The organism is Tardibacter chloracetimidivorans (assembly GCF_001890385.1).
In the GTDB taxonomy this organism is placed as follows: Bacteria; Pseudomonadota; Alphaproteobacteria; order Sphingomonadales; family Sphingomonadaceae; genus Tardibacter; species Tardibacter chloracetimidivorans.
In genome coordinates this window covers 1,742,311-1,751,726 of sequence record NZ_CP018221.1, presented here as the reverse complement: position 1 = coordinate 1,751,726, position 9,416 = coordinate 1,742,311, and the positions used below count along the sequence as shown (strand labels likewise).

General features: G+C 63.3%; 13 protein-coding genes and 1 tRNA gene. 8 read left to right on the top strand and 6 right to left on the bottom strand.

What is annotated here, in order from left to right; all coding sequences use genetic code 11:
• Positions 1-2 precede the first annotated feature (2 nt).
• The 6 genes from cobA (at position 3) to BSL82_RS09075 (ending at position 4,268) form a co-directional block, all read left to right on the top strand.
• Complete coding sequence (cobA, locus tag BSL82_RS09100; RefSeq protein ID WP_072597011.1) at positions 3-806, top strand: uroporphyrinogen-III C-methyltransferase; 804 nt, start codon at positions 3-5, stop codon at positions 804-806.
• Positions 803-1,096 carry a DUF2849 domain-containing protein gene (locus BSL82_RS09095; RefSeq protein WP_072597010.1) on the top strand — a complete coding sequence of 98 codons (294 nt, stop codon included), beginning with the start codon at positions 803-805 and terminating at the stop codon, positions 1,094-1,096. Before cobA ends, BSL82_RS09095 begins: the two co-directional genes overlap by 4 nt.
• A gap of 1 nt (position 1,097) precedes the next feature.
• The gene (locus BSL82_RS09090; RefSeq protein ID WP_072597009.1) at positions 1,098-2,732 is read left to right on the top strand and encodes a nitrite/sulfite reductase; all 1,635 of its coding nucleotides are present in this window, start codon (positions 1,098-1,100) and stop codon (positions 2,730-2,732) included.
• The gene (locus tag BSL82_RS09085) at positions 2,725-3,150 is read left to right on the top strand and encodes a DUF934 domain-containing protein (RefSeq protein ID WP_072597008.1); all 426 of its coding nucleotides are present in this window, start codon (positions 2,725-2,727) and stop codon (positions 3,148-3,150) included. Before BSL82_RS09090 ends, BSL82_RS09085 begins: the two co-directional genes overlap by 8 nt.
• A complete protein-coding gene (locus BSL82_RS09080; RefSeq protein WP_072597007.1) occupies positions 3,143-3,904 on the top strand; it encodes a phosphoadenylyl-sulfate reductase in 762 nt (253 codons plus the stop codon). Before BSL82_RS09085 ends, BSL82_RS09080 begins: the two co-directional genes overlap by 8 nt.
• A 166-nt stretch (positions 3,905-4,070) precedes the next feature.
• On the top strand, positions 4,071-4,268 hold the full coding sequence (locus BSL82_RS09075) for a hypothetical protein (protein ID WP_072597006.1): 198 nt from the start codon (positions 4,071-4,073) through the stop codon (positions 4,266-4,268).
• A gap of 12 nt (positions 4,269-4,280) precedes the next feature.
• On the opposite strand, the gene BSL82_RS09070 is transcribed toward BSL82_RS09075, so the two are convergent.
• Positions 4,281-4,589: a c-type cytochrome gene (locus BSL82_RS09070; protein WP_226998410.1), complete on the bottom strand. Its 309-nt coding sequence runs from the start codon at positions 4,587-4,589 to the stop codon at positions 4,281-4,283.
• A gap of 243 nt (positions 4,590-4,832) precedes the next feature.
• On the opposite strand from BSL82_RS09070, the gene BSL82_RS09065 reads away from it, so the two are divergent.
• Positions 4,833-5,111 carry an integration host factor subunit beta gene (locus tag BSL82_RS09065; RefSeq protein WP_072597005.1) on the top strand — a complete coding sequence of 93 codons (279 nt, stop codon included), beginning with the start codon at positions 4,833-4,835 and terminating at the stop codon, positions 5,109-5,111.
• Between the two features lie 72 nt (positions 5,112-5,183).
• Positions 5,184-5,270 (top strand) — tRNA-Leu (locus BSL82_RS09060).
• 146 nt (positions 5,271-5,416) lie between these two features.
• Here BSL82_RS09060 and BSL82_RS09055 read toward each other — a convergent pair.
• The 5 genes from BSL82_RS09055 to lptC all read right to left on the bottom strand — a co-directional run bounded on the left by BSL82_RS09055 (position 5,417) and on the right by lptC (position 9,416).
• A complete protein-coding gene (locus tag BSL82_RS09055) occupies positions 5,417-5,614 on the bottom strand; it encodes a hypothetical protein (RefSeq protein WP_072597004.1) in 198 nt (65 codons plus the stop codon).
• Between the two features lie 151 nt (positions 5,615-5,765).
• Complete coding sequence (gene rpoN, locus BSL82_RS09050) at positions 5,766-7,310, bottom strand: RNA polymerase factor sigma-54 (protein ID WP_072597003.1); 1,545 nt, start codon at positions 7,308-7,310, stop codon at positions 5,766-5,768.
• A gap of 14 nt (positions 7,311-7,324) precedes the next feature.
• Complete coding sequence (gene lptB, locus BSL82_RS09045) at positions 7,325-8,098, bottom strand: LPS export ABC transporter ATP-binding protein (protein ID WP_072597002.1); 774 nt, start codon at positions 8,096-8,098, stop codon at positions 7,325-7,327.
• Positions 8,099-8,223: 125 nt separating this feature from the next.
• On the bottom strand, positions 8,224-8,769 hold the full coding sequence (locus BSL82_RS09040) for an LptA/OstA family protein (protein ID WP_072598703.1): 546 nt from the start codon (positions 8,767-8,769) through the stop codon (positions 8,224-8,226).
• Positions 8,770-8,777: 8 nt separating this feature from the next.
• Positions 8,778-9,416, bottom strand: a complete 639-nt coding sequence (gene lptC, locus BSL82_RS09035; protein ID WP_072597001.1) for an LPS export ABC transporter periplasmic protein LptC — start codon at positions 9,414-9,416, stop codon at positions 8,778-8,780.

Here is a 9,416-nt window from a genome sequence, read left to right as displayed (position 1 = left end):
TCATGGCGAGTTCCCTCGATCCTTCATCGCGCGGCAAGGTGATTCTTGTCGGCGCAGGGCCCGGCGATCCGGGCCTGCTGACGCTGCGGGCAGTGGATGCGTTGCGGGCGGCCGACGTCGTCGTCCATGACGGGCTTATCGATCCGCGCGTGCTGGACTATGCGCCCCCCGGCGCCCAGCGCATTTCCGTGGCGAAGCAGCGCTCCCGCCACACCCTTTCGCAAGAGGCGATCAACGCGCTGGTCGTCGCGCATGTGAAGACCGGCGCAATCGTCGTGCGGCTGAAGGGCGGCGATCCCTTCGTCTTCGGCCGCGGCGGGGAAGAGGTGGAGGCGGTGCGCGCCGCCGGACTTGCGGTGGAGGTTGTGCCCGGCGTGTCGGCTGCGCTCGGCTGTGCGGCCGAGGCCATGCTGCCGCTTACGCACCGCGACCATTCAAGCGCGGTCAGCTTTGTGGCGGGCCAGTGCAAGGGCCTGTCCGATCAGGACTGGTCGGGGCTGGCGGGGCAGGGGCGCACGCTGGTGATCTACATGGGCGTCGCGACGGCGCGCGACATCGGCGACAAGCTGATGGCCGATGGCGTATCGCCAGCCATGCCGGTTGCGGTGCTGGAGCGCGGCACGCTGCCCGGCAGCCGCGCGCTCCGGACGCTGCTTGCCGACCTGGGCGATCTGGTGGAGCGCGAAGGGGTGAAAAGCCCGGCGATCATCGTGGTGGGCGAGGTGGTACTGCTTTCAGACGCCGAGGACAGGCTTCAGGGTTGGGCGGCTGCGGCGCTGAACGAGACAATGGGGAATGATGCGTGAAGATTCTGACGGGCAATGATCTGAAGACGGGGGCCGTCATCTGGTGGACTGGTCAGGGGTGGTCGGTCAACGTGGCCGAAGCGGTGGACGTGGACGAGCACGGCGATGCGATCGCCGCGACCGAGGAAGCCGCACGTCGGGTGAACGCGCCTTATGTGATCGCGGCGGTTCAGACTCCCCAGGGTTTGCGTCCGGCTCATATCAAAGACCGTATCCGCAGCCTCGGGCCGACTGTGCGGCCCGATCTGGCGCTCGACACCGAGCTTGCAGCTTCGAACTGGGTGATCTGAAATGTACCGTTACGACCAATATGACCAGGCGATCGTCGATGCCCGCGTCGATGAGTTCCGCGACCAGGTGGCGCGCCGTCTCGCCGGTGAACTGACCGAGGACCAATTCAAGCCGCTGCGGCTGAAGAACGGCCTTTATCTGCAACTGCATGCCTATATGCTGCGCGTGGCCATTCCTTATGGCACGCTCAGCAGCCGCCAGATGCGGAAGCTTGGCCATATCGCCCGCACATATGACCGCGGCTATGGCCATTTTACTACCCGCCAGAATATTCAGTACAATTGGATCAAGCTGGAGGACGCCGCCGAGATTCTCGCCGAACTCGCGACGGTGGAGATGCACGCCATCCAGACGAGCGGCGAAAGCATCCGGAACATCTCGTCCGATCAATATGCGGGGGCCTCGGCCGACGAAGTTGCCGATCCGCGCCCCTGGGCCGAGCTGCTGCGGCAGGCGACCACCTTTCATCCCGAATTCAGCTATCTGCCGCGCAAGTTCAAATTCGCGGTCACGGCGGCGAACGAGGATCGCGCCGCGATCCGCTTGCACGACATCGGCCTGAAGCTTGTGCGGAACGATGCCGGCGAGCTGGGTTTTGAAGTTTATATCGGCGGCGGCATGGGCCGGACGCCTTTCGTCGCGCCGCTGATCCGGCCGTTCCTGCCCGCCGCAAACCTGTTCAGCTACATGGAGGCGGCGTTGCGCGTGTGGAACCGCTGGGGCCGCCGTGACAATATCCACAAGCAGCGCATCAAGATCCTGGTGAACGATCTTGGCGCCGAGGAGTTCACCCGTCAGGTGGAGGAGGAATGGCAGGCCATTCTTCCCAATGCGTCGGATGTTCCCCAGGCCGAGCTGGACCGGATCGCCGCCTACTTCGTCGCGCCGCCGTTCGAGACCGGGCTTCCCGATGATGTGGATCGCACGGATCCGGATTTCGCCGCCTGGCTCGACCAGAACGTCAAGCCCCACAAGCAGCCGGGCTATGCGATCGTCAATATCAGCCTGAAGCCTATCGGCGGCATTCCCGGCGATGCGAGCGCCGAGCAGATCGATCTCATGGCGGATCTTGCCGAGCGTTACAGCTTCGACGAACTGCGCGTGACGCATGCGCAGAATATCGTGCTGCCGCATGTCACCAAGCGCGATCTTTATGCGATCTGGAAAACGCTCGATGCGGCCGGATTGGCTTCGTCCAATCTCGACCTCATCAGCGACATCATCGCTTGCCCGGGGCTGGATTATTGCAGCCTTGCCAACGCCCGCTCGATCCCCATCGCGCAGAAGATCGCGACGCGTTTCGCCGATCCCGAACGCCAGCGCGATCTCGGAGAGCTGAAGCTGAAGATTTCCGGTTGCATCAATGCATGCGGTCATCACCACGCCGGCCATATCGGCATCCTGGGCGTGGATCGCAAAGGCACCGAAAACTATCAGCTGCTGCTCGGCGGATCAGGGGCCGAGGACGCCAGCCTGGGTCAGATAACCGGGCCGGGGTTCGACGAAGACGGCATCGTGAATGCGGTCGAAAAGGCGACCGATGTCTATAAGGCGCACCGCGAGCCGGGCGAGCGTTTCCTCGACACCTATCGCCGCATCGGCGTCAATCCGTTCAAGGAGGCGATCTATGGCTGATTCGCTGCGTTTTCGCGATGATCCCGTGCACGAGGAGCCGGCCGTTACGCTGGACGCCTTCCTCAGCCAATCCAACGCGACGGCCGTTCGGCTGGAAGCGGGCGACGATGCGCGCAGGCTGGTCCCATATCTGGATCGGATCGCGTTGATCGAAATCGCCTTCCCTCGGTTTCGCGATGGCCGGGGCTATTCCGGGGCGCGTATCCTCCGTGAGGCTGGCTATACCGGCGAACTGCGCGCCCAGGGCGATGTTCTGGTCGACCAGATCCTGTTCATGCGGCGCTGCGGGTTCGACAGCTTCGCACCGGAGAAGCCGTTCGATCTCGAGGTGGTGAAGGCGACGCTGGAGCGATACGCATTCGTATACCAGAAGGCGGCGGACGACGCGGTTCCGGTCTGGAAGCTGCGGCATGGCTGACGCAGCGCGCAGGATCGACACGATCGACGTCCAGCCTGTTTTCACACAGGCGGACGCCGATGCGTTGAATGCGCGCTATGAGGGCGTTTCGGCGCCCGCCATGCTCAGCGACCTGCTGCGTGGCGAGCTTGCCGGGCGGGTTTCGGTGGTGAGTTCCTTCGGCACCGAATCGGCCGTCCTGCTGCACATGGTGGCGGCCGCCGATCCTGCCGCGCCGGTGATCTTCGTCGACACGCTCAAGATGTTTCCCGAGACGCTTGCCTATCGGGACGATCTTGCCGCCCGCCTTGGGCTTCAGAAGTTGCGGATCATTCAGCCGCGCCCGGAGGTCATCGCCAACAAGGACGAGACCGGCCTGCGCTGGTCCTATGATCCGGACGGCTGCTGCGAAATCCGCAAGGTAGAACCGCTCGCCCGCGCGCTGCGGGGCGTGGACGCCTGGATTTCCGGCCGCAAGGGCTTTCAGTCCAGCACCCGCGCGGGTCTGCCTCGCTTCGAGATCGAGGACGGGCGGCTGAAGATCAATCCCCTTGCTGACTGGGACAAGTCCCGGCTGGACGCCTATTTCGCCGAACATGATCTGCCGCGCCATCCGCTGGAGGCCGAGGGATATCTGTCGATCGGCTGCGCGCCGTGCACCAGCGTGGTAAAGCCGGGCGAAGATCCGCGCGCCGGACGCTGGCGCGGCTGGGACAAGGTGGAATGCGGCATCCACGGATCCGGCGGCGACGAGAGCGAACTGCCCGTATTCTAACGCGCCGCGCCACGCCGGTGGCCCGTCCGATCCGTCCGCCCGGACTCAGCGAATCATCGTCACTGTCACCCGAGCATGGTAAAATTTTCGGGGAGAAAAAGTGCCTGTCAGGAGTCGTTGTATGGTCGCGCCGATCATGCGCACGGTTTGCTAGGAGGGCATTGCAATGCAGCTCAGAGACTTGGCCAGGCTGGTGCAGCCGGTCGACAGTTTTGCAGCCGGATCGGTAGGGCGGATCGTTGGACGCTGCTTCGACCAGCGATCCTATATTCTGGAGTTCTCCAGCCACAGCCGGGTCGAGGTGCCGGGCTGGATGGTAGAGGCGGCAGGTCCGGACACGGAACAATCCGCGCCGCTTAACTGAAGCCGTTTCGCCTTATTTCAACGACATCAGATAGTCCGCGACGGCTGCTGCCTTGGCTTTATCCTTTAATCCCGCATAGGCCATGCGGTTACCCGGCACGGCAGCGCGCGGATTGGTGATAAAGTTGATCAAGGACGCGCGGTCCCATTTGATCTTGGCCTTTGTCAGCGCGGGTGAATATTTGAATCCGGGAGTCGTGCCAGAGACCTTCCCACCGATTGCCCACAGGTTGGGGCCAAGCCCGTGGGGCGCGCCCTGATCCACCTTGTGACACGCACCGCACATGGCGAATGCGGGCGGCTTTGGCGCAGGCGCCGCCATTGCGCCATGCGACATTGCCGCTGCGCCGATTATAGTTGCAAACAAGTGACGCAAAATCCCACTCCCGGGCATATCCTACTCCTGCCTTTCCGACAGCCTTTAACAGCCGGGGCTGAATACAGGATGAGCGGCGAGGCAGGCAACGATGATATTCGGACTTCTGAGGCGCTTGCCGGATGTGTATAAGGTCAAGCGGTAATGTTGCTGCGTATCTGTCGATCCCGCCACGGGAGGAGTCGTCGCATGATCAGATCCGAGCTTGTCCAGACGTTGGCAGCCGAGAACCCAGAGCTTGGCGTTGCCGAGGTGGATCGGTTGGTCAGCGTCATCTTTGACGCCATCACAAACCAGCTTGCACAGGGTGGGCGCGTTGAACTGCGCGGCTTCGGCGCGTTTTCAACCAGGGCGCGTGAAGGCCGGGTCGGACGCAATCCGCGAACGGGAGACGCCGTCACCGTCCCGCCGAAACGAGTGCCCTATTTCAAGCCCGGCAAGGAAATGCGGGCAAAGCTGAACGTCTGAGGCCGGAGAGGGGCGAAACAGCCTCTTTCGCTATGCTCTGAGGAGAGGTAACGAAACCAGTCTCGCTCGCGTGCCCGCGTGGCGGAATTGGTAGACGCAAGGGACTTAAAATCCCTCGCTCTTATGAGCGTACCGGTTCGATTCCGGTCGCGGGCACCATTATTTGTCTTCCCTCAAAGCGCCAGGCGGCCGCATCCGCGGCCTAGCTATGCTCGCATAAGGCGACCGTTCGGCCTTGCGAACCCCTATGGGTTGAACTTTCTTCGCGCAGGCGTACCTTGGCGAACCTCGTGTCCAGGCTCAACTCAGCTTGCGAGCTTGAGCGAGGGACGTCGGCGCAGATGCGCGACGACCTGTCCATCCAGGCAGACCATGGTGTCGGCCATTTCCGAATATCGGCGGCCGTCCCGCGTCGCTTCCAGATCGGAGGCGCATTCAATCTGGGCCACGATATTCATGTGCCCGGTGATGGGGTCGCGTTGATAGATGCTGTAAAGCGTCATGTCCGGCTCCCGAAAATGTAAAGACCCGCCAGCCGTTCTTCGCGGATGCGGTATCGTGAAATCATGAAAGCGAACCGAAGTGATTGTTTCATAATAGGACGCGGATGGCGAGTCGATTCGTCGCAAATCGAACGGGCCGACGCCGAGGGAATCAGGCCGCCTGGGTAGAAGCCAGCAATTTCTGCCGCCTGCGTTGAACGGAAGACCCGATTCCCAAGGCCTCGCGATATTTTGCCACGGTGCGGCGGGCGATGTCGAAGCCTTCCTCGCGCAGCATCTCGACCAGCTTGTCGTCCGACAGAATCGAATCGGCATCTTCCGCGCCGATCAGAATCCTGATCCGCTCCTTCACGGCATGGGCCGACACTGCATCGCCGCCGTCAGCCGACTGGATGCCGCTGGTGAAGAAATATTTCAGTTCGTACAGCCCGCGCTCGCAAGAAAGGAACTTGTTGGAGGTCACGCGGCTGATCGTCGATTCGTGCATGCCGATCTCTTCGGCCACCTGCTTCAGCGTAAGGGGCTTCAACTGGCTGACGCCCTGTTCGAAAAAGCCCTGCTGCGCCGTCACCAGCGCGCTCGCCACCTTCACGATGGTCCGCGCCCGCTGGTCCAGCGCCTTCACCAGCCAGTTCGCCGAGGTGAGGCATTCGGAAAGAAAGGCGCGCTGCGATTTGTCCAGCTTCCCGCCGGTCAGATCGGCATAGTAGCGGCGGTTGATGAGCACTCGCGGCAGCGTGGCGGAGTTCAGCTCCACCGCCCAGCCGCTGCGTGTGCGCGCGACGAATACATCCGGCACGACGATCTGCGATCGTTCCCCGCCAAACTGCAGGCCGGGCTTCGGATTATATTCGCGAAGCTCGCGGATCATCTCGGACAGATCTTCCTGATCGACACCGCATATCCGCCGGAGGGCGGAAAGTTCGCCTCTCGCCAGCAGTTCCAGATTGTCGAGCAGCCGCGCCATCGCCGGGTCGAGGCGGTCCACCTCGCGCGCCTGAATCGCAAGACATTCGGCCAGCGACCGCGCGCCGATGCCCGAAGGGTCGAAGGTCTGGATGACCTTGAGGACGGCCTCCACCATTGCGGGACTCGCGTCCAGCCGATCGGCGACATCCTCCACCGAGTCCGTCAGATAGCCGGTTTCGTCGACAAGATCGATCAGATGGGCTGCAACCAGCAGGTCCGCGCCCTTGAATCTGGCTCCGGCCTGGGCGGTCAGATGATCGTGGAGCGAGATCGTGGTTGCGATCGCCGTCTCGTAATCCTCGTCCCCGCTGAAGCCGGAAACCGGAGCGCCGTCCAGATTCAGTCCGCCGTCCAGTCCATAGCCGCCGGTATCGGCCGAACTGTCGTGATGGAATGTTTCGGCGTCGTAATCCACGTCGAGCGGCGCGTCGGCGCCGCCATCGCCGGTTTCGATCAACCGGTCGGCGGTAAGCGGCTCATCGTCGAAGCCATCGGTGTCATAATCGGCGTCCCCGTCGCCCGCGGCCATCCGATCCGGGTCTCCGTCATCGCCCCCCCGGTCGTCCTCCGTCTGCACCTCCAGCAGCGGATTGCACTCCAGCTCCTCTGTGACGAACGCCTCGATCTCGAGATTGGTCAGCGCGAGCAGCTTGATCGCCTGCTGCAACTGGGGTGTCATCACCAGTTGCTGGCTTTGCCGAAGGTCGAGGCGGGGTCCAAGAGCCATCGGCTGTCATCGCCCTAGAGGGCGAACCCCTCGCCAAGGTAGAGCTTGCGGACTTTTTCATCCGCGACCAGCGCTGCCGGGCTCCCCTCGAACAGCACATGGCCATCATAGATGATGCAGGCCCGGTCGACGATATCGAGCGTTTCACGCACATTATGATCCGTGATGAGAACGCCGATGCCCCGGTCGCGAAGCTGCCGCACCAGATCGCGGATGTCGGCAATGGAGATGGGGTCGATCCCGGCGAACGGCTCGTCGAGCAGGATGATGGAAGGGGTTGCCGCAAGCGCCCGAGCTATTTCCACCCGCCGCCGCTCGCCCCCCGACAGCGCCATCGCCGGGGCCTGGCGCAGACGCTCGATATGGAAATCGCCAAGCAGCTGGTTCAGCCGTTCCTGTCTTTTGACGGAATCCTCCTCGGAGATTTCGAGGACGGCCATGATGTTCTGCTCGACCGTCATGCCGCGAAAGATCGAGGTTTCCTGCGGCAGATAGCCAAGCCCCAGAACGGCGCGGCGATACATCGGCAGATCGGTGATGTCGGTCCCATCAAGGAATATCCGGCCGTGATCCGGCTTCACCAGTCCCATCACCGAATAGAAACAGGTCGTCTTGCCCGCGCCGTTCGGCCCGAGCAGTCCGACGACCTCCCCCCGCTGGACAGACAGCGAAACGTCGCTGAGCACCTGCCGCTTGTCATAGGCCTTGGCCAGCGACACGACCGCAAGGCCGTTATCGCTCACCTCCTGATGCGCCGAGGGGTGGTCCAGGGTTTCCACATCGCTCATCGAAAATAACGGCCTTCATCCATGCTGGAACGGTCCCCGCACTGCAATTTGGCAGGGTTTGTGCATGTGCGACATGTTAGCCGCCGCGCGCGGCGGATCGCAAGCCGTCTTTCGGATTAGCCGGACTAGTCGCCGCTTCGCTGCGGTACGACGAACCGGCCCGACACCCGCCCGCCGTCGGGGCTTGCGACATTCCCGCCGTCCAGCGTCGAACGGCCGGTGTTCAGGTCCATCACCAGCCGTTGTCCACGAACCTGCGTGTCGCCGCGGTTGAGCGAGACGGAGCCGATCAGCGTGATGATCCGGCTGTTGAGATCGTAGATGCCATAGTCGCCGCGCGCGGATTCCGACGGGCTGCGCACCTGCACGCCGCCATCGGCGTCGATCCGCAATATCTCCAGCCCCTGGCCCGATGCGTTGCGATAGGCCACCCTTAGCCGCGCCGCGTCGATCGCCAGATTGCCCTGCCGCACCTTCACATTTCCGGAAAACACGGCCCGGTCCTGCCGGTCCTGCACCTCGATGCGGTCGGCGTCCACATCCACCGGCTGCTTGCTGTCATGACCCTTCAGCACGGAAACGGCCTGCCCCATGGCGGGCGCCGCCAGGGCAAGGAAAAGGCCGGAAATCAACAGTCGCGCACGGAGAGGGCGGAAAGACGGAACGTTCATGATGCGGCTCATCTGACCTTGTTCTGGACGATATGCAAGCGGGCCCGGCCTTCAAGCGTCACCGTCCGCTCGCCGATGTCGGCGGCGATCCGGTCTGCCGAAAAGGTGCCCAGCGGCATCGATCCGGTCACAGGCCCTTCGCTGTGGGCGGTGCGGCTCGCCAGATCGATCTGCACGTCGCGGGTGTTCAGGGCATATCCCCCGGCGGCGCGCACGGCGACCGGCCCATCGACGTCGACGGTTTCGGATTCCATGTCGTACAAGCCGGACTTGGCGACGATATGGGCAGGCCCATCCCGCATCTGGATACGCGCGGCCATATCCTGAAGCTTCACCACCGGGTCGCGCGACGTCTGCTGCACGGCTGATCCGGCTGAAATGACGAAAGGCTGGCCGCGCCGGTCCTCGCCCCGGTAGACGGCCTGGGCGATCTTCAGCCTCTCGCTGGCGATCGCCACGCGATCCTTCGCCAGAACGAAGGAGAAATCATGCCCGCCCATCACCGGCCAGGCGAGCATCGCCACCCCGACAACGCCCGCCAGGGTGGGAAGCAGCCATTTGGCGGTTCCCACCATCTTGTGATAGCCCGTTCCGGGCAGGGCGGACTGCTGCCGGGCCGTCAATTCTCTGGCTGGCCGCGTCGCCAT

Bases quoted from the DNA above. Each gene is read 5' to 3' on its own strand.
- BSL82_RS09065 (WP_072597005.1), top strand. From the start codon at position 4,833: ATGATCAGATCCGAGCTTGTCCAGACGTTGGCAGCCGAGAACCCAGAG.
- lptC (WP_072597001.1), bottom strand. From the start codon at position 9,416: ATGGCGACGCGGCCAGCCAGAGAATTGACGGCCCGGCAGCAGTCCGCC.
- rpoN (WP_072597003.1), bottom strand. From the start codon at position 7,310: ATGGCTCTTGGACCCCGCCTCGACCTTCGGCAAAGCCAGCAACTGGTG.
- BSL82_RS09070 (WP_226998410.1), bottom strand. From the start codon at position 4,589: ATGGCGGCGCCTGCGCCAAAGCCGCCCGCATTCGCCATGTGCGGTGCG.
- cobA (WP_072597011.1), top strand. From the start codon at position 3: ATGGCGAGTTCCCTCGATCCTTCATCGCGCGGCAAGGTGATTCTTGTC.
- lptB (WP_072597002.1), bottom strand. From the start codon at position 8,098: ATGAGCGATGTGGAAACCCTGGACCACCCCTCGGCGCATCAGGAGGTG.
- BSL82_RS09055 (WP_072597004.1), bottom strand. From the start codon at position 5,614: ATGACGCTTTACAGCATCTATCAACGCGACCCCATCACCGGGCACATG.
- BSL82_RS09075 (WP_072597006.1), top strand. From the start codon at position 4,071: ATGCAGCTCAGAGACTTGGCCAGGCTGGTGCAGCCGGTCGACAGTTTT.
- BSL82_RS09090 (WP_072597009.1), top strand. From the start codon at position 1,098: ATGTACCGTTACGACCAATATGACCAGGCGATCGTCGATGCCCGCGTC.
- BSL82_RS09085 (WP_072597008.1), top strand. From the start codon at position 2,725: ATGGCTGATTCGCTGCGTTTTCGCGATGATCCCGTGCACGAGGAGCCG.
- BSL82_RS09080 (WP_072597007.1), top strand. From the start codon at position 3,143: ATGGCTGACGCAGCGCGCAGGATCGACACGATCGACGTCCAGCCTGTT.
- BSL82_RS09040 (WP_072598703.1), bottom strand. From the start codon at position 8,769: ATGAACGTTCCGTCTTTCCGCCCTCTCCGTGCGCGACTGTTGATTTCC.